Below are 21,923 nucleotides of genomic sequence, written 5' to 3' on the forward strand. Positions count from 1 at the left end.
GTTTTCCCCTGTCAGAGCCCGACCAGGCCGACCAGGACCGGTCCGGTCAGCGGCAGCAGGAAGTTGGAGAGCGTGTAGGTGATGGTGTAGCCGAGCATCGGGACGCTGCTCTGTGCGACGTTGCCGATGGCGGTGATGGCGGGGGTGGAGCACTGCTGGCCGGCGATCGCGCCGATCAGGATCGGCGGTTCGATCTTCAGCAGTCGGCGGCCGAGGAACAGGCCGAGGAATGCGGGGACGACGACCATCAGGATGCCGGCGGCGGGCAGCAGTACCGGGTACTGCTTGAGCAGCGGGCCTGCGTCGGGGCCGGCGGCCATGCCCGTGACGGCGATGAACATCGCCAGGCCGAGGTCCTTGAGGGTCTGGGCGGCGACCGGCGGGTAGGCGCCGAAGGTGGGGCGCAGCGAGCGGGCCCAGCCGAAGACCAGGCCGGCGATCAGGCAGCCGCCGCCGGTGCCGAGGGTGAGGCTGACGTCCCCGAAGCGGACGTTGACCTTGCCGAGCAGGACGCCGAGGCAGATGCCGAGCGAGAGGTAGATCCAGTCGGCGGTGTCCTGGCGGACGATGGCGCCGACCCGGGCCGCGAACCGGTCGAGTTTGGAGGGGGCGCCGACGACGGTCAGGGTGTCGCCGAGGTGGACCTCGGTCTCGCCGACGGCGGGCAGGTGATGGTCGACGCGTTGGATGTCGGTGAGGAAGACGCCGCCGGTGGCCTGGCTGTCGCGGTCGCGGACGTCGTTCAGCGGGTGGCCGGCGACCTGTTTGTTGGTGACCACGACCTGGCGGACGGCCAGGGCCCGGTCGAGGCCGGGTGTGTCGCCGGTCTCGGGGCCGAGGTCGTGGCCGGCGTCGATGACGGCGGCGCGGCGGCCGACGACCAGGACCTGGTCGCCGCGTCGCAGCACCGGGTCGTCGTCGGGGTCGAGTTTGCGGCCGCCCCGGCTGATCGCCTCGACGGTGACCAACTGTCCGGAGGATTCCTGGAGTTGGCTGATCCGGGTGCCTTCGCCCTGGGAGACCAGGTAGGTCCGGCCGACCAGTGCGGGCAGCGAGGGCTCTTCGCCCTCCTGGTGTCCGTTCTCGCCGCCGCGCATCTTCTCCCAGAGTCGGCGGGAGGCGTCGGCGAGGTTGATCCGCATCAGCATCGGGAAGAGCTGGCTGGTCAGCAGGACGATGCTGATCAGGCCGAACAGGTAGCAGACCGAGTAGGCGGTGGCGACGTGCGCCTGCAGCTGGACGGTCTGGTCGGCGGTGATGCCGGGCAGTTTGGCGATGGCGTCCTGCGCGGTGCCGACGGCTGCGGATTCGGTGGCGGCGCCGGCCAGGATGCCGGCGGCGGTGCCGACGTCCAGGTCGAAGATCTTGGCGAAGCCGAGTGCCATCAGGACGACGACCACGGCCTCCATCAGGGAGAGCACGCCGAAGCGCAGCCCTTTGGCGTTGAGGTTGGCGAAGAACTGGGGGCCGGCGATGTAGCCGAGCGAGAAGATGAACAGGGCGAAGGCGACGTTCTTGACGTCCGCGTTGACCGTGACGTGCTGGGCGCCGACCAGCATCGACACGATCAGGACGCCGCAGATGCCGCCGAGTTGGATCGGTCCGACCCGTAGCTTGCCGACCAGGTAGCCCAGGCCGAGGCAGAAGAAGAGGGCGAGAACGGCGTTCTCTCGCAGCAGGCTCATGCCCGCATTACAGCCGATTTGCGTACATCTGCCCGAAAGAACACGCCGTACGCGGCCGGTCCGCCGAACGTGCTAGCCGGACTGCTCCAAGCGCTCCAGCAGCACCGACACGTGACTGTGCGACGGCTCCTTGACGGCCGTCAGCAGCACCAGGTCGGCGTCGCCCGCGGCCAGTCGGCGCAGCTCGTCGAGCTCCTGCTGCACCTGCGGAGCGTCCAGCTCGGCCCGGTAGCGGCGGGCGAACTCCTCGAAGTCGCCCTGCGTGCCGTGGAACCAGCGGCGCAGCTCGGTGGAGGGCGCGACGTCCTTGGCCCAGCGGTCGAGGTGGGCGTCCTCCTTCTTCAGGCCGCGCGGCCACAGCCGGTCCACCAGCACCCGCACCCCGCCGTCCGGCGCCTCGTACACCCGCTCCATCCGCACGCTCATGCGGTCACGGTACGCAGGGGCGCGGGGCGGGCGGCGCGGACCACGCGGCGCGGGCACCCGCACGCAGCAAGGGCCCGCCCGGGGGCGGGCCCTGCCGGGCGGGTGTCAGACGGCGGCCGGTTCGGGGCGGGCGGCGGGGGCGGCGGGCTCGTCGCCGTGTTCGATGCGGAGCTTCGGCAGCAGGCGGTCCAGCCAGCCGGGCAGCCACCAGTTGTGGCGGCCGAGCAGGGTCATGGTGGCGGGCACCAGCACCAGGCGGACGACGGTGGCGTCGATCAGGACGGCCACGGCCATGCCGACGCCGATCATCTTGACGGTGATGTCGGGGTCGATCGCGAAGCCGGTGAACACGGCGACCATGATGGCGGCGGCGCTGCTGATCACCCGTCCGGTGGCGGACAGGCCGCGCACCACGCTGCCCTTGGCGTCGCCGGTGGCGAGCCAGTCCTCGCGGACCCGGGACAGCAGGAACACCTCGTAGTCCATGGACAGGCCGAACAGCACGGTGAACATCAGGATCGGCACCCAGCTGGACACCGGCACCGCGTGCGGCAGCCCGAGCAGCTTCGCGCTCGCGTCGTGCTGGAACGCCGCCGTCATCACGCCGTACGCGGCGGCCACCGACAGCAGGTTCATCGCGGCGGCCTTCACCGCGATCACCGGGGCCCGGAACAGCGCGGTGAGCAGCACCAGCGACAGGGCGACGACGAACGGGACGACCACCCACAGGCGGGCGGAGAGGCGGTCGGAGATGTCGGAGAAGGTGGCGACCACGCCCGTCACCTCGACGCCGGCGGGCAGTTCGTGGTCGCGCAGCCGCTTGACCAGCTTCGCGGTGGCGGCGTCCTGCGGGCCGGTCCGCGGGGTCACGGTGATCACGGCGGCGTTCCCGGCCTCGCCGAGCCGGGCCGGGCCGACCTGCACCACGGCCGGATCCTGCGCCAATTTCTGTTCCAGCGCGGGCAGTTCGCTCTTCGGGAGCCGGTCGAGGTCGACCGCGAGCAGCAGCGGGCCGTTGGCGCCGGGGCCGTACGCGTCGGCGATCAGGTCGTAGGCCTTGCGGGTGGTGTTGCCGGGGGCCTGGCTGCCGGCGTCCTGCGGCCAGGTGCGCATGCCGAGCATCGGCGCGGCCAGGCCGAGCAGCACCGCCAGGGACAGCACGGCGGCGGCGATCGGGCGGCGGCCGATCAGGCGGGCCCAGCGCTCGGTGCGGGTCGGGGCGTCCGCGGTGGCCACGACGTCGCTGCGGCCCACGGCCCGGCGTTCGGCGCGGCGCAGCAGGCGGGGCCCGGCCAGGGCGGCGAGGGCGGGGACGAGGGTGAGCGAGGCGAGCATGACGCCGCCGACGGTGGCGAAGGTCGCGTAGCCGAAGGACGCGTAGATCGACAGGCCGGCGAGCTTCAGGCCGAACAGCGAGACCAGCACGGTGGAGCCGGCGACCACCACGGACGCGCCCGCGGTGGCGTTGGCGGCGCCGGCGGCGGCCCGGGCGTCCAGGCCGCGGCGCACTCCTTCGACGTGCCGGGAGACCAGCAGCAGCGCGTAGTCGATGCCGACGCCGAGGCCGACCATGGACGCCACGGTGGGCGCGATGTCGCTGATGTCGGTGACGGCGGCCATCAGGGTGATCAGTCCCGTCCCGGCGGCGAGGCCGGCGAGCGCGACCACCAGCGGCAGTCCGGCGGAGACCACGGTGCCGAGGGCGATCACCAGGATGATCAGCGCGGCGGCCATGCCGATCGCCTCGGCGGTGCCGTCGGGGGCGCTGAAGTGTTCCGGGACCTGGCCGCCGAACTCGACCTGGTAGCCGGCGTCGGCGGTGGGCCGGGCGGCGTCGCGCAGCGCGTCGAGTCCGGTGGCGCCCTTGAACGCCGTCACCTCGACGTCGTAGCTCAGCGTCAGCAGCGCCGTGTCGCCGGCCTGCGAGGGTATCGGCGGGGCGACGGCGAGCACGTGCGGGAGGGTGGTCAGGCGGGTGCGGAGGGTTGACAGAACGTCTGCGGAAAGCGGTTTCCCGTTGCGGTCGTGGACGACCACGCGGGCGTCCGCGCCGGCGGTCTCGGGGAAGCGTTCGTGCAGCAGGTCGAGCCCGGCGGTGGAGCGGGTGCCCGGCACCCGGTAGCTGTCGTGGGGTTCGCCGCCGAACGCCCGGGCCAGGCCGAAGATCGCGGCGATCAGCAGCAGCCAGGCTGCGACAGTGCGCCAGGGCCGAGCGGCAGCGGCTCCGCCGAGGCGGCCGAGGAGTGTGGACATGGTGCGGGTGCCTCCCGTGGGGCGTTCGAGTCGGTGACGAACACCAGTGTGGGAGGGGCCGCTTGGAGTCCACTTGGCGCGGACGGCGACGGCCCTCCAAGCCGATCAAGCCGATCGGGGCGACCGAGGCGATCAAGGCGACCGAGCCGGCCTTCCGGGCGGCGGGCCGTCAGCGCTCCGGCGCGGCGAGGGCTTCGCGGGCCCGGGCCTCCCAACTCGGCGACTCCCAGCGGCGGGCGACCTCGACGGCGTGCCGGAAGTGCTCGGCGGCCTCGGCGGTCCGGCCGAGGTGGCGGGCGAGTTCGCCGAGCGACAGGGCGACCGGGCGGGCGGCGATCGAGGTGGAGCTGGCGCCCGCCACCAGGTCGGCGAACGGCCTCAGCTCGTCCAGGAGTTCGGCGACCTCGGCACGCTCGTCGAGGGCCATCGCGGCGTCCGCGCGCAGCACCAGGAACAGCGACCGGAAGTAGTCGGCCTGCACGGTGCGGCGCTCGGCGCGGGCCGCACGGGCCTCCTCGCGGGGGCGTCCGGCGGCCAGTAGGGCGAGCGCGGCGACGTCGGCGACCAGCGGCCCGTACTGGGCGCGGTGGTGGTCGATCAGCGGGAGCATCTCGCCGAGTCGGCCCTCCCGGTGCGCGATCACGATCCGCACCAGCGCGTGGAGGGCGTCGGCGTGCAGTGAACTGCGGGCCCGCAGGCTCGTCATCGCCTGCTCGTACAGCGCGGTCGCCTCCTCGACCCGGTCGGCGGCGAGTTCCAGCATGGCGCGCTGGCAGAGCACCACGTCGGAGAGTTCGACCAGCCGGTAGCGCTGCGCGATCTCCTCGCCCGCCGCCAGGTGGCGGCGCAGCGCGGGGAGGTCACCGCGGACGGCGGCGGCGGTGGCGCCCAGGTGTTCGGCGTGCCAGCGGTAGGCGGGCAGGTCGTGGGCGACGGCGAGCGCGGAGATCTCCTCGGCGAGGCGGCGCCGGTCCACCGCGGCGAGTTCGTGGTCGCAGGCGCGGGCCTGTGCGGCGAGGGCGAGGCACAGCAGGTGCGGGTCGTCCTCGGCGCGGGCCAGGGCGACCGCGCGGGCGGCCGCGTCGAGGGCCATCTGCGCGCCGGTGCAGTCGAGTTCGTGGGTGAGTGCGTCGAACAGCCGGCACCGGGTGGCGGGCGGCAGGTCGGTGCGGCGCAGCAGTCGGCCGAGGGTGTCGACGGCGTCCTGGTCGACGGTGCCGTAGGGGTGGGTGACCCACGGGGTGGGTTCGGTCCAGGCGGTCCAGGCGGCGATCAGCAGGTCCTCGCGGCCGGACTCGCGGGCGAGCCGCAGGGCGTGCGCCTTGGTCTCCCCCGCGTCGCCGACCTGCCCGGCCCGGACCTGGGCCCGCAGCAGCGCCCCGAGCAGGTCGATGCGGCGGGCGGCCCGGTCCTCGCCGGGCCGTTCGGCGGCGCGTTCCAGGTTGTCGACGGCCTGCCGGAGCAGCGCGACGGCGCTGCGGTGGGCGTAGCGGCGTTCGGCGGCCTCGGCGGCGCGGACGCAGTGCTCGACCGCGAGTTCGGCGGTGGCGGTGGACGCGGCCTGGGTGAAGTGGTGGGCGAGGGCGGTGAGTTCGCCGGGTCGCAGGTCGCGCAGCGCGTGACCGATCCGGCCGTGCAGGCGGGCCCGGCGCAGGCCGCCGAGGTCGGCGTACAGGGTGTCGCGGACCAGCAGGTGGGCGAATCGGACGGCGCCGGGCCGGGGTTCCAGCAGCAGCCCGCCGGCGACGGCCGCCTCGACGGCCTCGGTGGCGGTGTCCTCGTCCTGCTCGCCGGCCCGCACCAGCAGGTCGACGTCGCTCTCCCGGCCGGCGACGGCGGCCAGCCGCAGCAGGTCGACGGCCGGTGCGGGCAGCCGCTCGAAGCGCCGCCGCAGCACGTCCCGGACGCCCTGCGGGACTTCCTTCAGCGCGGTCGACTCGTCGCCCAGGGCGAGCAGTTGGGCGCTCTCGGCGAGGTAGAACGGGTTGCCTCCGGTGCGCTCCGCGAGGGCGTGGACGGTCTCCGGGCGGACGGGCGCGGCGCAGACCGCCTCGATCAGGCGTCCCGCGTCGGCCTCGTCGAGCCCGCCGAGCGGCACCCGGGTGGGCGAGCGCCGGGCCAACCGGCCCAGTACGTCGGCGAGTTCGCCTTCGCCGGGGCGCAGCGCGGCGACCACCAGCAGGCCGCCGGCGGGGGTGCCGTCGGCGTGCTGGGCGGCGAGCTCGCCGAGCAGTTCGCGGGTCTCCGGGTCTGCGGCGTGCAGGTCGTCGAGCAGGACGGCGAGCGGCGCGGTGCGGGCGGCGGCGTGCAGGCGGGCGACGACGGCACGGTGCAGGCGGAACCGTCCGGACAGCGCGTCCCGGCCCGCCGCCGGCCCCGGGTCGGCGAGCAGCGGGGCGAGTTCGCGGTCGGCGACGACGTCCGGGTGCCGGCCGGCGAGCTCGCGCAGCACCTCGGTCCACGCCCACGCGGCGGGCGCCCCGGCGCTCTCCGGGCACCGCCCGGTCGCCACCCGCCACCCCTGTTCGGCGAGCTGTTCCCCCAGCCGTCCCAGCACGGTGGACTTCCCCGCTCCGGCCTCTCCGCTGACCAGCGCGAACCCCACCCCGCCCCGCGCGGCCTCGGCGGCCCGCCGCAGCGCGCCCAGCTCCTCCGCCCGCCCCACGAACAGTCGCCCGGACCCCGCCGCCGCCCTGCCCCCGGCCGTCGGAGCCGAGTCCGCCGCCGGCCCCTCGGCGTCTCCGCCGGTGGGCCCGGGCGCGGCCGATGGCCCCCGCCCGCCGTCGCGGGCCGCGTTGCCCCCGCCCCCGACGGGGGTCCCGAACGGCCCTCCGCCGACCGCAGCACCGCCCGACCGGCCGGCTTCCGCGCCCCCGCCGGGCCCCGTCGGCAGCGTCAGGCGGTCCAGTTGCCGGCGGAGGATCGCGGTTTCGAGGTCGGTGAGGGCCGGGCCGGGGTCGAGGCCGAGTTCGGTGGCGAGGTGGTGGCGGGCGCGGCGGACGGCGGTGAGGGCGTCGGCCTGGCGGCCGGCGTGCCAGAGGGCGAGGGCGAGCAGTCGCCAGCCCTCCTCGCGCAGCGGGTGGTCCTCGACGAGGGCGGCGGCGTCCTGCACAGCCGGCCCGAAGCGGCCCTCGGCGAGGGACTGTGCGGTCGCCGACTCCCGGGCGGCGGTGCGGAGTTCCTCCAGCCGGGCGGTCTCGACGGCGGCCCAGGGCCGTTCGGCGAACTCCCCGTACGCGGCGCCCTGCCACAGCGCGAGCGCCCGCCGGGCGTCGCCCGCCGCCGTCAGGCTCTCGAACTCGGCCGCGTCGAGGGCCACTTCGCGCAGCGCGTAGCCCCGCCCGGCGCTGACCAGCAGTCGCGGTTCCTGTCGGGGTCCGCGCCCGGGTTCCAGGAGGCGGCGCAGGTTGGACACGTAGGCCTGGAGCGAGACGGCGGCCTTGGCGGGCGGCGCGCCGTCCCACAGGTCGTCGATCAGGCGGTCGGCGGAGACCGTCGCGCCGCGCGCGACCAGCAGGCGCGCGAGCACGGCACGCTGACGCGGGCCGCCCAACCGGATTGCGTCCCCCGCCACTTGCGCCGTGAGTGCCCCGAGCACAGTGATCCGCACCATCGTGCGCCGAGCCTATGCGATGGCGGTCCGGAACCGTCCACCAGCCGCCCTCCGCACCTCCGCCGTCCCACGCCCCGCCCTTCCCTGCCGTCGCGCACCGCCTCCCACCTGCGTCATTGCCTCCGCCACGGCCGGCCGCACGAGAAGATCATGTGGACGACTTGTGCCACTGCATGATCCGTCCACCCTCCAGCTATTCCCTGTGTTCGAACGAGACGCCAGAGTGGTGCCCGTCGGCAGGGCCGACGGGTCGGAGATCCCCGGCGGATTCGTCGGGTAACTCTCTGAACACGCACTGCAATTCGCACAGAGAAGAGAAATCCGTGAACGCCACTCGCACGGCCCGCACCGTCTTCGTCGGCCTGCTGTCCGCCGGAATCGCCGTGCTGATCGGACTCTCCTCCGCGCCGTCCTCGCACGTCGGCGGGGCTGTCCACGCCGCGGGCGCCACCGTCAAAGGCCCGGTGACGTCCATCAAGGGCCCCATCGAGGACGTGACGTGGGGTCGGTGACAATCCGCCCGCCGCGGAATTCCGGCGGCCACCCGGGCCGCACCGACATTCGGGGACCGGAAGAAGTCGACCGACCGAACACCCTATGAAGGCGAACCGTCACAACTGCCGGTGTCGTTCAGTTTCCGGAGGCCAGGCGGACGGCGGCCAGCGGCACGAAGCCGCCGGCGCCGCCGCCGGTGTCGGGCTCGCCGAGGCGGCGCAGCATGGTGACGGCGATCCGCTGCGCCTGGGCCTTGGCGCGTTCGGTGACGGGGCCGGCGTGGCGGCCGTCGAGGGTGGCGCGCCAGAGCTGGACCCAGCGGCCGAAGTGTTCGGCGGTGAGCGGGCTGATCGCGTGCAGCGCGGCGTGCGGGGCCAGCGCGTTGCCCCGGTAGGAGGCGGTGCGCAGCAGGGCGCTCTCCCAGAAGTCGGTGATCCGCGGGAGGTGTGCCTCCAGGTCGAGGCGGGCGATCTCGGTGAAGATCGGGCCGATCAGCGGGTCGGCGAAGGCGGCGCGGTAGAAGCGCCGGAGGGCGGACTCCAGGTCGGCCCTGGTGGTGATGTCCGGCAGTGCCACGGTCTCCTCCTGGTACGTCGCGCGCCCGGTCAGGGTACGCCGCGGCGGGGCGCCGCGGGGAGGGCCGTTGGTCCCGTTCGCCGCGCTCACCTGGCAGGATGCCGGTATGACCTACCTCGCCGCGGACGACCGCTACGCCTCGATGACCTTCCGCCGCGCCGGGCGCAGCGGTGTGCAGCTGCCCGCCGTCTCGCTCGGACTGTGGCACAACTTCGGTGACACCCAGCCGCTGGAGGTGCAGCGCGCGGTGCTGCGCCGGGCGTTCGACCGGGGGGTGACGCACTTCGACCTGGCGAACAACTACGGTCCGCCGTACGGCAGTGCGGAGCGCAACTTCGGCTACCTGTTCGCGCAGGACTTCCGTCCGTACCGGGACGAGCTGTTCATCGCGTCGAAGGCGGGCTGGGACATGTGGCCGGGCCCGTACGGGGACGGCGGCAGCCGCAAGTACCTGCTGGCGAGCCTCGACCAGTCGCTGGGCCGGATGGGCCTGGACTACGTGGACGTCTTCTACTCGCACCGGTGGGACCCGACGACTCCGCTGGAGGAGACGATGGGGGCGCTGGACACGGCGGTGCGTTCGGGCCGGGCGCTGTACGCGGCGATCTCCAACTACCCGGCGGAGCAGCACCGGCAGGCGGTGGCGATCCTGCGCGAGCTGGGCACGCCGTGTCTGCTGAACCAGGCCAGCTACTCGATCCTGAACCGGGAGCCGGAGCAGGGCCTGCTGGACGCGGTGGGCGAGACGCAGACCTCGCTGATCGCGTACTCGCCGCTGGCGCAGGGCCTGTTGACGGACCGCTACCTGAGCGGCGAGGTGCCGGCTGGTTCGCGGATGTCGGTCGGGCACTTCCTGAAGGAAGAGGCGCTCACCGAGGCCAAGTTGGCGCAGCTGCGGGCGCTCGCGAAGGTCGCCGAGGGGCGCGGTCAGAGCCTGGCGCAGCTGGCGCTGTCCTGGGTGCTGCGGGACGAGCGGGTGGTGTCGGTGATCGTCGGTGCGTCGAGCGTGCGCCAGCTGGACCAGAACCTGGACGCGCTGGCGGCCGGCCCGCTCACCGCGCAGGAGATCGCCGAGATCGACCGGCTGAGCAGCTGATCTCCGCCGTACGAAACTGATCCCCACCGTGCGCAGCTGATCCCCGACGTGCGGGCGGCCGAAGCGGGTTCGGCCGCCCGTGCGCGTCAGGCCAGTTGCGGGAGCACCGTCTCGGCGACCCGGTAGGCCTCCTCCAGCAGCGGGTTGCCGGACAGGATGAACGTGTCGACGCCCAACTCCTGGTATTCCCGGAGCCGTTCGACGACCTGTTCGGTGGAGCCGACGACGGCGGTGCCGGGGCCGGGGCGGAACAGGCTCATCCCGGGCCACAGGTTGGGGTGGGTCTCCAGTTCGCGGGCGCGGGCGGGGACGCGGCCGCCGTGCTGGCGGAACTGGCGCTGCCAGCCGACGCCGTCCTCGCCCTGCCGGCCGCCGAGTTGGCGGGCGTAGGTGGCTTCGCTGGTGACGTCGAGGAGGCGGTCGGCGGCGGCCCAGGCCTGCTCCTCGGTGTCGCGGACGATCAGGTGCAGGCGCAGGCCGAGCCGCAGGGTGCGGCCGTGCGCGGCGGCGCGTTCGCGGACCTTCTCCAGCTTCTCCCGCAGCAGGTGCGGGGGTTCGCCCCAGGTGAGGTAGACGTCGACGTGTTCGGCGGCGACCTCGATGCCGGCCGGGGAGGAGCCGCCGAACCAGAGCGGGATGTGGCCCTCGCGCAGCGGCGGCAGGTCGCGCAGCGACGCGCCGGCGTTCTTCAGCTGGTAGAACTCGCCTTCATGGTCGAAGACTTCGCCGCTGGTGAGGCGCTTGACCAGGCTCCAGTACTCGGCGGACAGCCGGTAGCGGTCGTCGTGGTCGACGTGCAGCCCGTACTCGCGCAGCTGATGGGTGGAGCCGTTGACCACGTTGAAGCGGAGCCGGCCCGGGCCGTGCAGGTGCTCGAAGGACAGCGCCATCTTGGCCAGCAGGGTGGGCGAGATCAGCCCGGGGTGCACGGCGAGCAGGGGCTGGAAGCCGGGGCCGGTGGCGGCGGCGAGCGCGGAGCCGAGCGCCCACACGTCGTACTGGTCGGTGGCGAGCAACGCGCCGGTGTAGCCGAGGCGTTCGACGGTGGCGGCGAGGTGCTGGAGGTAGCCGAGGTCGACCGGGCGGCGGCCCTCGGGCTCCCACGGGTAGTGGCCCTCGCGGGGGATCAGGTACCACAGGACTTCGGTGGCCATGGCGCTCAGTTCCCCTTCGCGGCACGGGAGATGGCGTCGGCGACCGGCTGCTCCAGGGCGGGCAGGTGGATGTCGGCGACGGTGACGGGCCGGTCGATGAAGCCGACCCGGTGGAAGATGTCCGCGGCTTCCTGCTGTTCGGCGACGAACTCGGCGGTGGCGGGCTCCAGTTGCCAGGGCAGCGCGGTCAGCGCGGTGTGCCAGTCGGCCTGCTCGCCGCCCTGGTCGGCGGCGGCGACGGCTGCCGCCTCCTCGGGGTGGGCGGCGGCCCAGTGGTCGGCGCGCTGCAGGGCGGTGACGATCGCGGCGACCACCTCGGGCCGCTGGACGGCGAGTTCACGGCGGGCGAAGAACACCGAGCGGTCGGTGATCACGTCCGTGGTGCGGATCAGTTCGCGGAACTCGCCGGTGCGGCGGGCGGCGGCGAGTTCCGCGCCCTGCGCGATCCAGCCGGCGATGGCGCCGCTGCGCAGCCGCTCGGCCTCGTCCCCGGCGGGGCGTTCGGCCGTGATGTCGTCGCGGTACGAAAGCCCGTTCTGGTGGAGGGACTTGGCGAGCAGGTGGGTCTGCCAGGAGCCGATGGCGAGCACCACGGTGGCGCCCTTCAGGTCGGCGACGGAGGCGATCGGCCCGTCGGCGGCGACCAGCAGCGCGCCGTGGTCGTGGCGGGGCGCGGAGACGGCGGTGTACACGATGTCGTGCCCGGCGGCCTGTGCGGTGATCGGCGGGGTGGAGCCCGTCCCGCCGAAGTCGATGGTGCCGTCGGCGAGGTAGGCGCCGGTCCTGGTGCCGTCTGCGTAGTGGTGGAACTCGGCGCTCTCGCCGAGCGGGGCCAGCTCCTGCTGGAGGTAGTCGAGTCGGGCCAGGTGGTAGAGGGACGGGTTGGAGCGGTGCACACCGACGGTGACGGTCATGGCGCGGTCTCTTCTCTGTGGTGACGCAACGTCAGTTGCTGTTCGCGGTTTCGGTCTTGGTTTCCTGGTGCACGCCGAGGTCGGCGAGCAGGTCGCGGCGCAGGGCCGCGAAGGCGGGGTCGGCGGGGTCGCGGGGGCGTTCGACGGCGACCGTCTCGTCCCGGACGAGGGCGCCCTCGCGGAGCACTGCGACCCGGTCGGCGAGGCGGATCGCCTCGTCCACGTCGTGGGTGACCAGCAGCACGGCGGGGCGGTGGCGGCGGCACAGGTCGCCGACCAGGTCCTGCATGCGCAGCCGGGTGAGCGCGTCCAGGGCGGCGAACGGCTCGTCCAGCAGCAGGAGTTGGGGTTCGCGGACGAGGGCCCGGGCGAGTGCGGCGCGCTGCGCCTCGCCGCCGGACAGGGTGCTGGGCCAGGCCTCGGCGTGGCCGGCGAGGCCGACCTCGGCGAGGGCCTGCCGGCCGGTCTCCCGGGTGGCGGCGCCGCGCGGCAGGCCCACGGTGACGTTGCCGAGGACGCGCTTGGACGGGATCAGCCGGGGTTCCTGGAAGACCACCGTCCGGGCGGGCGGCACCAGCACGGTGCCCTCGTCGGCGCGGTCGAGTGCGCCGAGGATGCGCAGCAGCGTGGTCTTGCCGGTGCCGGACGCGCCGAGCAGGGCGAGGAATTCGCCGCGGGCGATGTCCAGGTCGATGCCGTCGAGGACCGCCCGGGTGCCGAACACCCTTCGCAGGCCACGGACATGAACAGCGGGAGCGCTCATCGTCCGGCCACCGCCCGGCCGTTCACGGGACGCCAGGGCATCAGCAGCCGCTCCAGGACGCGGACCGCGCCGTCGGCGGCCAGGCCCAGCAGGCCGTAGATCAGGATGCACACGGCGAGCACGTCGGTGCGCGAGAAGTTCTGCGCCTGGGCCATCAAGTAGCCGATCCCCTCGGTGGAGTTGATCTCCTCGGCGGCGATCAGCGCGATCACGCTGAGCGTCATCGACAGTCGCAGTCCGGACAGCAGCGCGGGCAGCGCCCCGGGCAGCACGACCTCGCGGACCACCGCCCAGCGCGACAGGCCGAAGCTGCGCATCGCCTCGACGAGCTTGCGGTCGGTGTTGCGGACGCCGCCGGAGGTGGAGACGTACATCGGGAAGGAGGTGGCGACGCCGATCAGCGCGACCTTCGCGGTCTCGGTGATGCCGAACCACACCATGAACAGCGGCACCAGCGCCAGGAACGGTACGGTGCGCAGCACTTGCACGGCGGAGTCGAGCAGTTCCTCGCCGAGCCGGAAGAATCCGGTGACCACGCCGAGCACCAGGCCGACGCCGGCCCCGAACAGCAGGCCGAGCCCGGCCCTGGTCAGCGAGGTGGACAGCGCGTCGCCCAGCTGGCCGTTGCCCCACAACTCGCCGACGGCCTGGACGACCTGGCCGGGCGAGGCGAGCACGTCGGGGGTCAGCACGCCGGTCGCGGAGCTGATCTGCCAGGCGGCGAGCAGCGCGAGCGGCCCGAGGGTGCGCAGGGCGAGCGAGAGGCCGCGCGGGCGGTCGGCGGTGGTCCGGGCGCGCGGGGCGACCAGCCCGGCCGCCCGGGCCTCCTCGGTGGTGACGGTCACTTCGCCGCCCCTGCAAGGGAGTTGATGTCGATCAGGTAGGGCTTGACGTCGACCTTCGCCTTGGTGACGCCCTGGTCGGCGTAGAACGCGGCGACCACGCCGAAGCGGGCGGTGTCGGCGTCGGTGATCGGCGATTCCACGGCGCGCTGCCTGCCGAACTCGACGGCGACCTGCTGCTCGGCGGGGCTGACGGCGGTCGGGCCGGCGTCGGTGAAGACGTTCAGGTAGGCGGCGGGGTCGGCCTTCTCCTTGGCGGCGTTCTCGTGCAGGTAGCCGTAGAACGCCTTCAGCACCTCGGGGTGCTGCTCGGCGAAGGCCGAACGGGTCGCCCACACCGCGTAGTTGTCGCTGCCGACGGCCTTGCCGTCGACCAGGAAGTGCGCGCCCGTGTTGGCGATCGCCGGGATGGAGAACGTCCCCCAGGTCGCCCAGGCGTCCACCTGGCCGGAGTTGAACACCCCGGAGGTCTGGTCGGCCCGCAGGTAGACCCGCTGCACCTGGTCCGCCGGGATGCCGTTCTTCTCCAGCGCCTTCAGCAGCAGGTACTCGGAGGTGCCGCCCTGGGCGACCGCGACCTTCTTGCCGACCAGGTCCTTGACCTCCTTGATCGGCGAGCCGTTCTTCACCAGGATGCCTTCGCCTGCCTCGTCGGGCGCGATCTGCGCGAACAGCTTGAAGCCGGGCTTCTGCGCGAGCGCGGTGACCGCCGAGGTGATCGAGCCCTGGGCGACGTCCAGTTGGTCGGCGTTCAGCGCCTGCGCGGCGGGGGCGAACGGCCCGGCGCTGCCCGTCCACGCCACCTTGGCGTGCACGGCGGCCAGCGCGCGGTCCAGCGAGCCGTCCTTCTTCCCCTTCGCCAGGAAGCCGGAGTTCCCGGGGTCGGGCACCCGGAGCACGACCTCCCCGCCCTTGCCGTCGGCGCTCCCGCCGGTGCCCGAGCCGGACGGGCCGCAGGCGGTCAGGGCCAGGGCGGCAGCGGCAACTGCGGTGACGGCGACGGTGGTTCGGGTGCGCTTCGTGGTGCTGCGCATGGGTCTCTCCTCTTGGATCACAGAACAGCGGGGACGGACGCCGGGGCGGGTTTCAGGGCGTCAAGGCGTCAGGATTTCAGGGCGTCAGGGCGTCAGGGCGTCAAGGCGTCAGGGCGTCAAGGCGTCAGGGCGTCAGGAGCGGGCGGCGAGCAGTTCGCGGGCGGCGGCCAGCGGGGCGGGGTCGGCCCAGGCGTGGACGTCGACCCGGTCGGCGAGGAAGCCGTGGGCGCGCAGGAAGCGCTCCTGCTGCGCGAGCAGGTCGAGGCGCTCGGCGGACAGGTCCGGGTGCAGGGCGCGGTGCCCGCCGGCGGCGTACGCCCCGGCGACGCCCTCCGGCCCGGCGCCGGTCTCCGCGCCGAGGATCCGCGCCACCTCGGCCGGCTGTCCGGCCGCCCAGTCGGCGGCCCGCAGCAGCACGGCGACGAACCTGGCCACCAACTCGGGGTGTTCGTCCAGAAGTTGCTGGTGGACGGTGATCGGGCGGGGGGTGCCGTTGTTGACCCGGTGGCGGCGGTCGGCGAGTGCGTCGAGCTCCACGGCAGGCACGGCGCCGTACCGGCGGGCGGCCTCCACCGCCAGCGCGCCCTTCACGTACACCGCGTCCACCCGGCCGTCCCGCAGCGCGGCCAGTTCGGCCGCCCACTGCGCGCCGTCCGGCTCCGCCGTCACCTCCGTGAACTCGACGTCGCCCGGCGCGAGTTGGGCGGATTCCAGCACGCCGTGGTGGCCGGCCAGGGCCATCGCCCGCCAGAAGTCGATGCCGATCGGGTGCCGGGGCACCGCGAGCCGCGCGCCGCGCAGCTGCTCGGCGGAGCGGATGCCGCTGTCCTCCCGGACCAGGATCGTCTGACGCTCCTCGATCCAGGTCAGGCCGATCAGTCGGGTCCGCTCACCGCGCGAACGCGCCCACAGCGCAGGCACGTTGCCGCCTTCGCGGAACAGCGCGGTCAGGGCGTGCGTGTAGTGGTGGTCGGCCGCGACCTCGGGCGGGGCGTCCTGCAGGGAGCGCACCGTGATCCCGTCGGCCGCGAACTCCTCGGCCAGCCAGCCGCGGTCGGCGGCGATGCCGGTGGCGGTGGGCACCGGGCAGCGGGTGAACCACAGGGTGTCGGGAGACGGGGGCGTGCCGGGCACGGCGGGGACGGGGCTCATGGCGGGGCTCCGGAAATCTGGGAAGACGCACAGACATCCCACACAGTGGGAACAGTACGGCGGGAAAAGGGAGTTCGGGAGAGCTCTCAGCGACAACAGCGAGGAAGGGGCCGGGCTGTGGTCACGGCGCACCTCCTCCTGTCGGATCGGCCGAACGGGCCGTCGGCGACCCGGTGTCCGCCGATGGACCGAGCGTTCCACGAGGTCAGGGCCCGGATCAAGCGTTGCCAGATGATGGGATCAGCTGTTCACGCTGAGGCGTGCCGCCGCAACACCGCCGACATGCTCCGTTCGCGATCGGACCCATATCCTGTAAACGCCAAAGCAGTTGACCGACCAGAGCCAATCCCGAAGAGGTGCGATGCCCGCCAGCCCCGGAATTCTCCAGTCACCGCCGACCGGCGCCCAGGCGGTCCACCGGGCGCTCGGCCTGTTGCACTGCTTCCACGACAACGGCCCCTCGCTCAGCGCCTCCGAACTCGCGCGCCGGATGGGCCTGTCCGTCTCCACCGCGCACCGCCTCGCCCGCACCCTGGTCGCCACCGGCTTCCTCGACCAGGACGACCGCACCGCCCGTTACAGCCTCGGCCCGGCCGTCGCCGAACTCGGCCAACTCGCCTTCCACCAACGCGGACTGCACCTCGCCGGACCCGAACTCGACCAGCTCGCCCGCCGCACCGGCGCCACCGCCGACCTCGCCATCCGCTCCGGCCCGCACGCCCTGATCCTGGTCGGCGGCTCCGTCCTGCCCTCCACCGGCCTCGGCCTGCGCCGCCCCCTGCACTCCACCGCGCTCGGCAAGGTCCTGCTCGCCTGGCCCTCCACCGCCGAGGGCCCGCTGCCGGACCCGCTGCCCGCCTACACCGACCGAACCCTCACCGACCCCGCCGCACTCGACGCCGAACTCGCCCTCACCCGCGAACGCGGCTACGCCCTCAACGACGGCGAGTCCGCCCCCGGCATCCGCACCCTCGCCGTCCCCGTCCTCGACTCCGCCTCCACCGCCCGCTTCGCCCTCGCCCTCCGCTCCACCCCCGCCCACCTCACCCCCGGCTCCCTCCCGCACACCCTCGCCCTCGCCCGCACCTGCGCCCAGGCCCTCGCCGTCCTCCTCCTCCCGGCCGACGAGCGCTGACCACCGCTCACCCCCCGGACGTCCTCCCCGGCGCCTCCGGGAACTCCACCACCGCGACGGCCTCACGCCGGACCCGCTCCGTCCCCCATGCGCCGAGCGGCCGCAGCGCCTCGTTGAGCGTGCGCCCCTGCTCCGTCGGCGAGTACTCGACCCGGGGCGGCACCTCCGCATACACCTTCCGGTTGACCAGGCCGTCCTCCTCCAGCTCGCGCAGGTGCTGGGTCAGCATCTTCTCGCTCACGCCCGGTAGAGCGCGCCGGAGTTCGGCGAAGCGGCGCACGCCGTGAGTGGCGAGCTCCCAGAGGATCAGGCCCTTCCACTTGCCGCTCACCACGTCGAGCGCGGCGTCGATGCCGCAGATGTACGGACCCTGCCTCGGTGCCCTGGCCATCGCCGATCCCCCTTACGAAAAGGTAAGTACCGCAGTAATCAGTGGGTACTTCCGAGCGTAGTGACCTTCTCCGAGCATGGAGGGGTGAACGCACAGCAGAAGCCACACCAGAAGCTCGGCGCCGTCACCGTGATCGGCCTCGGCCCGATGGGCCGGGCCATGGCCCGGGTCCTGCTCGCCGCCGGACACCCCGTCACCGTCTGGAACCGCACCCCCGCCCGGGCCGACGGACTCGTCGAGGCCGGGGCGACCCTCGCCGCGACGCCCGCCGAGGCCGTGGAGGCGAGCGGCCTCGTCCTCCTCAGCCTCACCGACTACCGGGCGATGCACGACATCCTCGACCCCGCCACCGCCTCACTCGCCGGCCGCACCCTCGCCAACCTCAGCTCCGACACCCCCGACCGCTCCCGCGAGGCGGCCGCCTGGGCGGCCGGCCACGGCGCGGAGTTCCTCACCGGCGGCGTCATGGTCCCCGCGCCGATGGTCGGCACGCCCGCCGCCCACGTCTACTACAGCGGCGACCACCAGCTGCTCCGGCACCACACCCCGGTGCTCGAACTCCTCGGCACGCCGAAGTACCTGGGCTCCGACCCGGGCCTCGCCCAGATGATGTACCAGGCCCAACTGACCGTGTTCCTCAGCACCTTGACCGCCCTGATGCAGGCCACCGCCATGCTCGGCACCGCCGGGCTGAAGGCCGCCGAGGCGATGCCCGAACTGCTCGCCTCCGCCGACGCCATCGGCGCGATCCTCCGGGCCAACGAACAGCACCCCGGTGCCGCCCTCGACGCCGGCGAACACCCCGGCCACCTCAGCACCGTCACCATGATGGGCGCCACCGCCGACCACATCGTCGAAACCACCGCCACCCTCGGCCTCGACCCCGCCCTCCCCCTCGCCGTCCAGTCCCACTACCGCCAGGCCATCGCCAACGGCCACGGCGCCGACAACTGGACCCGCATCATCGACGCCATCCGCGCGCCGCACTGACACCCCGCCCGACCGCCCCACCCCGCCGTCCGGCACCGCCGACACCGCCGACAGCGCGGGCGGCCGGATCGGAGCGAGCATCAACACCGAGGCCCGCCCCGGGCGTTCGTCGCCCGGGGCGGGCCTTCCGGTCTCCGGACGCCGGCCCTCGCTCACCGCGAGGGCCGGCGGAGGGTGCTACTCGGCGAGGCCGTCCAGGCGGAACCTCTGGTTGTCGCCGCCCTTCCACTCCCACTGAAGGACACCCGCACCGTTCTCCATCGACGGGCCGCCCACGTCCAGCACCTTGCCGCTGTACTTCGACACCAGCCGGGCGAAGGCCGGAATCCCGGAGTTCGGCGTCGGCACGGGCGTCGGCGCCGGCTCGCTGGACGGGTACTGCGCGTGGTGGAACGCGTCGCCCTCGAACTTGAGCTGCGAGCCCACCACGGTGCCGTCCGCCCGCAGGGTCCGCAGGCCGTAGGACGCGACCCAGAGGGCGCCGGCCGTGTTCTTGGGGGTGACCAGCCGGCGGGTGACGGTCCGTGAGCGGAACTCGGACACCGAGGTCGAGGACTCGTAGCCCAGTTCGGCGCTCACGCTCGCGCTGACGGTCGCGCCCGTCCCGAAGATCTTGACGCCGACCTCGGCGCTCACCGAGACGCCGGTGTTCCTGCTGAAGGTCTCGCTGCTGGTCTTCTCGACGCCGACCGTCACCGCGTCCTCGACGGTCTGGTCGGTGTCGGTGCGGTTGTCGTTGAACAGCAGCAGCGACCACCACACCCGCCGCTCGATCGTGTAGTACGGCGAGTTCTCGATCCGCCACGCCGGCGACTTCGCGTCGTCGCGCACCGCGGTCAGCGGCACCCGCACACTGTGGTCGGTCACCGCGGGCGTGGACTGCGCCGGCCGGGTCCGCCCGGTCAGCGCCGGGGCCGCCGGGGACAGCTCGGTGCGCTCACTGGGCAGCGGCAGGCACAGCGCGTACAACTCGGGTGCGGAGGAGGGCTTTTCGTACCCGGCGAGCGCGACGAACGACTCGGGGGTGATCACCGCCTTCGTGGCCCCCGGCGTCTCGTCGACGTACTGGTCGGGGGCACTGATCTTCCAGGCGCTGAAGTCGTACTTACCGCCGCCGCCCCCGTCGTTCCAGATCAGGTCGCCCGCGGGCGCGGGCACCGTCAGGTCCTCCCTGACGCACATCACCAGGTCGGTCGACGGCTCGGCGTGGCCATAGACGAAGACGTTCCCCAACGGCCGGTAGCCGGGCGGCGGAACCGGCCGCCAGCAGGAGCCGTCCGTGCCCCCGGTGCCGGTGTCGTTCCAGACCCACTCGTAGCCCTTCGGGCGGGCCAGCGCGCCGCCCGTCGTCCCCGCCGCCTCGCGCACGCAGAGCGCCGCGACCTTCCCGTTGGGGTCGGTGAGGCTGGGGAAGCCGATGCTGCCCAGGACGTGGAACCCCTCCGGCGGCACCGGGTGGTAGAACGAGCCGCTCAGCCTGGTGCGCTTGCTGCTGCTGTCCAGGCCCAGCTGGAACCTCGTGGTGTAGGCGATCTCCAGATCCCCGAATCGCGCAACGGAAGTTGGCATGACGAAACACCGCCCCTTTTCGACAGAGCATCAACAACTACGCTGCGCACACTACCCGTTACCTTCGGCAGCCGGGTCGGCTTCGCGAAAGGCCCCGCGCCCGCCGCCGACGCTGCGCCCCACCCGCCGCAGACACCGCGCCCCACCCACTCCTGACGCCGCACCCCGCCCCGCGTCGGCGCGCCCACGTTCGGGTGAGGTTGCCCGAGCCGTCCCGCGCCACGGTGGTAGGCATACGCATCACTTGCCGGTTCTACGGAGGACCCACATGGCCGCCACCCACTGGACAGCCGACCTGCTCGACCGGATGCGCCGCGCCGGAGACCCGCTCGGGGACGCCGCCATCGCGGAGACCTACCAGCTCGGGCAGCAGGACCAGGTGCGGCAGACACTGCTCGGCTTCGGCCGCAACAGCGAAGCCGTCCCCGCCGGGCTGCCGCCCAAGCTCCAGCAGTACTTCGAGGAGACGGCCGTCCTGCCGCCCTGGGCGGATCGGGCGAAGATGGCGCGCGGCCACCAACTCCTCGGCCGGTACCAGCCGTTGATCGCCTCGATCCTGCTCTGCGGTTCGCTCCCGCTCTGCTACACCTGCGGCAACGGGGCCGAGGTGCTGGTCCGTTCGCAGCGCCTCACCTCCGGGGTCTACCGGCGCCTGGCGGAGACCTCGCAGTTCGTCGTCGACGTCCTCGACAACGACGGCCTGGGGCCGACCGGTCGCGGGCTGCGTTCGGCGCAGAAGGTCCGCCTGCTGCACGCCACCATGCGCTACCACGTGTCCCAACTGGGCGACTGGGACGCGGACGCGCTGGGGGTGCCGGTCAACCAGGAGGACCTGGCCGGCACCCTGATGAGCTTCTCGGTGCTGATCCCGCTCGGCCTCGCCTCGCTCGGCGTCGACCTGCTGCCCGAGGACCGCGACGCCTACTTCCACATCTGGCGGGTGGCCGGCCACGTCCTGGGCGTCGACGAGCAGCTCAACCCGGCCGAGTTCAACGACGGTTCCGCCCTGAAGGACGCCATCATCGGTCACCAGCAGCGCCCTTCGGAGGCCGGGCGGGTGCTGACCAAGGGCGTCCTGGACTTCATCCGCGAGGTCCTGCCGGTGCCGCCGGGGGCGGGCCCCACGCTGATCCGGCGCCTGATCGGCGACAAGTCCGCCGACGTCGTGGACGTGCCCCCGGCGGACAGCCTCACCCAACTGGGGCTGTCCGCCGCCGCCCTGCCGAGCTTCGGGTACGGGAAGACCGGCGACACCCTGCCGCCGGTTGCCGAACTGGCAAGCCGGCTCGGCCTGTTGATCTTCAAGGAGGGCCTGCTGCTCACCAACAAGGGCCGGCGCCGGGAGTGGCAGGTACCCACCGGCCTGACCGACTCGACGCCCTGACGCCTCCCGCGACGCCCCGCCCGGGCAGGGCGCCGCGCTCCCGCCCCGCCCGGCGCGAAGTGCCCCCGGCCAGTCTCCCAGAACGGGCCCACGACGAGAACGCATCCGGCAGGATCGACGGCATGACCGACCCGAACGCCGAGTGGATCACCGTCGCCGCCTACGAGAACCTGCCGGGCTGCCCCAACCCCCTTGCGGCCGTTCGCGCTTGACTGCGCGACCGGGGCATCGACTGGATGCCCTTCGACCCGGCCGAGATCCGCAGCGATCTCGCCTGCGGCATCGGCCGCGACGGCCACTGGCACGGCTGGTTCGACGTCCGACTCCCGCCCGACGCGCTGCGCCGTCTCGGCCTGCACCCCGACCAGCCCACCGCCCGCGTCACCGGGGCGTCGCCGCCCAGGTGGTGGCACGCCGAGGCCGAGCGCCGCGCCCGCCGGTGATCCGTCGG

At 73.5% G+C, this 21,923-nt stretch carries 19 protein-coding genes; 6 read left to right on the top strand and 13 right to left on the bottom strand.

The window, feature by feature from the left end:
• Window positions 1-11: 11 nt before the first annotated feature.
• The 4 genes from aspT to AMK19_RS07035 all read right to left on the bottom strand — a co-directional run bounded on the left by aspT (window position 12) and on the right by AMK19_RS07035 (window position 7,977).
• On the bottom strand, window positions 12-1,685 hold the full coding sequence (gene aspT / locus AMK19_RS07020) for an aspartate-alanine antiporter (protein WP_073808975.1): 1,674 nt from the start codon (window positions 1,683-1,685) through the stop codon (window positions 12-14).
• Window positions 1,686-1,757: 72 nt separating this feature from the next.
• Entirely contained in the window at window positions 1,758-2,111 is a 354-nt protein-coding gene (locus AMK19_RS07025; protein WP_073808976.1) for a DUF488 domain-containing protein, read from the bottom strand.
• A 105-nt stretch (window positions 2,112-2,216) separates the two neighbouring features.
• On the bottom strand, window positions 2,217-4,364 hold the full coding sequence (locus tag AMK19_RS07030) for an MMPL family transporter (protein ID WP_073808978.1): 2,148 nt from the start codon (window positions 4,362-4,364) through the stop codon (window positions 2,217-2,219).
• A 169-nt stretch (window positions 4,365-4,533) separates the two neighbouring features.
• On the bottom strand, window positions 4,534-7,977 hold the full coding sequence (locus AMK19_RS07035) for a BTAD domain-containing putative transcriptional regulator (protein WP_143200082.1): 3,444 nt from the start codon (window positions 7,975-7,977) through the stop codon (window positions 4,534-4,536).
• A 323-nt stretch (window positions 7,978-8,300) separates the two neighbouring features.
• Between AMK19_RS07035 and AMK19_RS07040 the strand changes: the two genes are divergently transcribed.
• Window positions 8,301-8,489 (top strand): hypothetical protein, encoded by a 189-nt coding sequence (locus AMK19_RS07040; RefSeq protein WP_073808980.1) that lies wholly within the window; start codon window positions 8,301-8,303, stop codon window positions 8,487-8,489.
• A gap of 118 nt (window positions 8,490-8,607) precedes the next feature.
• On the opposite strand, the gene AMK19_RS07045 is transcribed toward AMK19_RS07040, so the two are convergent.
• Window positions 8,608-9,048, bottom strand: coding sequence for a group III truncated hemoglobin (locus AMK19_RS07045; protein ID WP_073809620.1), 441 nt, complete (start codon window positions 9,046-9,048; stop codon window positions 8,608-8,610).
• Window positions 9,049-9,154: 106 nt separating this feature from the next.
• Between AMK19_RS07045 and AMK19_RS07050 the strand changes: the two genes are divergently transcribed.
• Window positions 9,155-10,144 (top strand): aldo/keto reductase, encoded by a 990-nt coding sequence (locus AMK19_RS07050; protein ID WP_073808981.1) that lies wholly within the window; start codon window positions 9,155-9,157, stop codon window positions 10,142-10,144.
• 86 nt (window positions 10,145-10,230) lie between these two features.
• Here the strand turns inward: AMK19_RS07050 and AMK19_RS07055 are convergent, their stop codons facing one another.
• From AMK19_RS07055 to AMK19_RS07080, 6 genes are all read right to left on the bottom strand, one after another.
• Window positions 10,231-11,298 (bottom strand): LLM class flavin-dependent oxidoreductase, encoded by a 1,068-nt coding sequence (locus AMK19_RS07055; RefSeq protein ID WP_073808984.1) that lies wholly within the window; start codon window positions 11,296-11,298, stop codon window positions 10,231-10,233.
• A 5-nt stretch (window positions 11,299-11,303) separates the two neighbouring features.
• Entirely contained in the window at window positions 11,304-12,212 is a 909-nt protein-coding gene (locus AMK19_RS07060; protein WP_073808986.1) for an ABC transporter substrate-binding protein, read from the bottom strand.
• A 31-nt stretch (window positions 12,213-12,243) separates the two neighbouring features.
• Window positions 12,244-12,975 carry an ABC transporter ATP-binding protein gene (locus AMK19_RS07065; RefSeq protein ID WP_073808987.1) on the bottom strand — a complete coding sequence of 244 codons (732 nt, stop codon included), beginning with the start codon at window positions 12,973-12,975 and terminating at the stop codon, window positions 12,244-12,246.
• Complete coding sequence (locus AMK19_RS07070) at window positions 12,972-13,820, bottom strand: ABC transporter permease (RefSeq protein ID WP_073808988.1); 849 nt, start codon at window positions 13,818-13,820, stop codon at window positions 12,972-12,974. The genes AMK19_RS07065 and AMK19_RS07070 overlap by 4 nt, the downstream gene beginning before the upstream one ends.
• A complete protein-coding gene (locus AMK19_RS07075) occupies window positions 13,817-14,851 on the bottom strand; it encodes an ABC transporter substrate-binding protein (protein WP_073808990.1) in 1,035 nt (344 codons plus the stop codon). The genes AMK19_RS07070 and AMK19_RS07075 overlap by 4 nt, the downstream gene beginning before the upstream one ends.
• A gap of 132 nt (window positions 14,852-14,983) precedes the next feature.
• Complete coding sequence (locus AMK19_RS07080) at window positions 14,984-16,003, bottom strand: ABC transporter substrate-binding protein (protein ID WP_073808991.1); 1,020 nt, start codon at window positions 16,001-16,003, stop codon at window positions 14,984-14,986.
• Window positions 16,004-16,364: 361 nt separating this feature from the next.
• On the opposite strand from AMK19_RS07080, the gene AMK19_RS07085 reads away from it, so the two are divergent.
• Entirely contained in the window at window positions 16,365-17,138 is a 774-nt protein-coding gene (locus AMK19_RS07085) for an IclR family transcriptional regulator (protein WP_073808993.1), read from the top strand.
• Window positions 17,139-17,145: 7 nt separating this feature from the next.
• On the opposite strand, the gene AMK19_RS07090 is transcribed toward AMK19_RS07085, so the two are convergent.
• Window positions 17,146-17,529, bottom strand: coding sequence for a winged helix-turn-helix transcriptional regulator (locus tag AMK19_RS07090; protein ID WP_073808995.1), 384 nt, complete (start codon window positions 17,527-17,529; stop codon window positions 17,146-17,148).
• A gap of 84 nt (window positions 17,530-17,613) precedes the next feature.
• Between AMK19_RS07090 and AMK19_RS07095 the strand changes: the two genes are divergently transcribed.
• Window positions 17,614-18,519: an NAD(P)-dependent oxidoreductase gene (locus AMK19_RS07095; RefSeq protein WP_073808996.1), complete on the top strand. Its 906-nt coding sequence runs from the start codon at window positions 17,614-17,616 to the stop codon at window positions 18,517-18,519.
• Window positions 18,520-18,696: 177 nt separating this feature from the next.
• Here the strand turns inward: AMK19_RS07095 and AMK19_RS07100 are convergent, their stop codons facing one another.
• Window positions 18,697-20,088, bottom strand: a complete 1,392-nt coding sequence (locus tag AMK19_RS07100; RefSeq protein ID WP_073808998.1) for a Vps62-related protein — start codon at window positions 20,086-20,088, stop codon at window positions 18,697-18,699.
• Window positions 20,089-20,356: 268 nt separating this feature from the next.
• Between AMK19_RS07100 and AMK19_RS07105 the strand changes: the two genes are divergently transcribed.
• A complete protein-coding gene (locus tag AMK19_RS07105; protein ID WP_073809000.1) occupies window positions 20,357-21,472 on the top strand; it encodes an oxygenase MpaB family protein in 1,116 nt (371 codons plus the stop codon).
• Window positions 21,473-21,708: 236 nt separating this feature from the next.
• Complete coding sequence (locus AMK19_RS07110; RefSeq protein ID WP_073809001.1) at window positions 21,709-21,915, top strand: hypothetical protein; 207 nt, start codon at window positions 21,709-21,711, stop codon at window positions 21,913-21,915.
• Window positions 21,916-21,923 lie beyond the last annotated feature (8 nt).

Source organism: Kitasatospora sp. CB01950 (genome assembly GCF_001905465.1).
Lineage (GTDB): Bacteria > Actinomycetota > Actinomycetes > Streptomycetales > Streptomycetaceae > Kitasatospora.

What these genes read in the sequence shown, in the direction of transcription:
- AMK19_RS07035 (WP_143200082.1), bottom strand. Translation starts at nt 7,977, where the DNA reads ATGGTGCGGATCACTGTGCTCGGGGCACTCACGGCGCAAGTGGCGGGG.
- AMK19_RS07075 (WP_073808990.1), bottom strand. Translation starts at nt 14,851, where the DNA reads ATGCGCAGCACCACGAAGCGCACCCGAACCACCGTCGCCGTCACCGCA.
- AMK19_RS07080 (WP_073808991.1), bottom strand. Translation starts at nt 16,003, where the DNA reads ATGAGCCCCGTCCCCGCCGTGCCCGGCACGCCCCCGTCTCCCGACACC.
- AMK19_RS07110 (WP_073809001.1), top strand. Translation starts at nt 21,709, where the DNA reads ATGCCCTTCGACCCGGCCGAGATCCGCAGCGATCTCGCCTGCGGCATC.
- AMK19_RS07025 (WP_073808976.1), bottom strand. Translation starts at nt 2,111, where the DNA reads ATGAGCGTGCGGATGGAGCGGGTGTACGAGGCGCCGGACGGCGGGGTG.
- AMK19_RS07030 (WP_073808978.1), bottom strand. Translation starts at nt 4,364, where the DNA reads ATGTCCACACTCCTCGGCCGCCTCGGCGGAGCCGCTGCCGCTCGGCCC.
- AMK19_RS07105 (WP_073809000.1), top strand. Translation starts at nt 20,357, where the DNA reads ATGGCCGCCACCCACTGGACAGCCGACCTGCTCGACCGGATGCGCCGC.
- AMK19_RS07100 (WP_073808998.1), bottom strand. Translation starts at nt 20,088, where the DNA reads ATGCCAACTTCCGTTGCGCGATTCGGGGATCTGGAGATCGCCTACACC.
- AMK19_RS07090 (WP_073808995.1), bottom strand. Translation starts at nt 17,529, where the DNA reads ATGGCCAGGGCACCGAGGCAGGGTCCGTACATCTGCGGCATCGACGCC.
- AMK19_RS07065 (WP_073808987.1), bottom strand. Translation starts at nt 12,975, where the DNA reads ATGAGCGCTCCCGCTGTTCATGTCCGTGGCCTGCGAAGGGTGTTCGGC.
- aspT (WP_073808975.1), bottom strand. Translation starts at nt 1,685, where the DNA reads ATGAGCCTGCTGCGAGAGAACGCCGTTCTCGCCCTCTTCTTCTGCCTC.
- AMK19_RS07050 (WP_073808981.1), top strand. Translation starts at nt 9,155, where the DNA reads ATGACCTACCTCGCCGCGGACGACCGCTACGCCTCGATGACCTTCCGC.
- AMK19_RS07060 (WP_073808986.1), bottom strand. Translation starts at nt 12,212, where the DNA reads ATGACCGTCACCGTCGGTGTGCACCGCTCCAACCCGTCCCTCTACCAC.
- AMK19_RS07055 (WP_073808984.1), bottom strand. Translation starts at nt 11,298, where the DNA reads ATGGCCACCGAAGTCCTGTGGTACCTGATCCCCCGCGAGGGCCACTAC.
- AMK19_RS07085 (WP_073808993.1), top strand. Translation starts at nt 16,365, where the DNA reads ATGCCCGCCAGCCCCGGAATTCTCCAGTCACCGCCGACCGGCGCCCAG.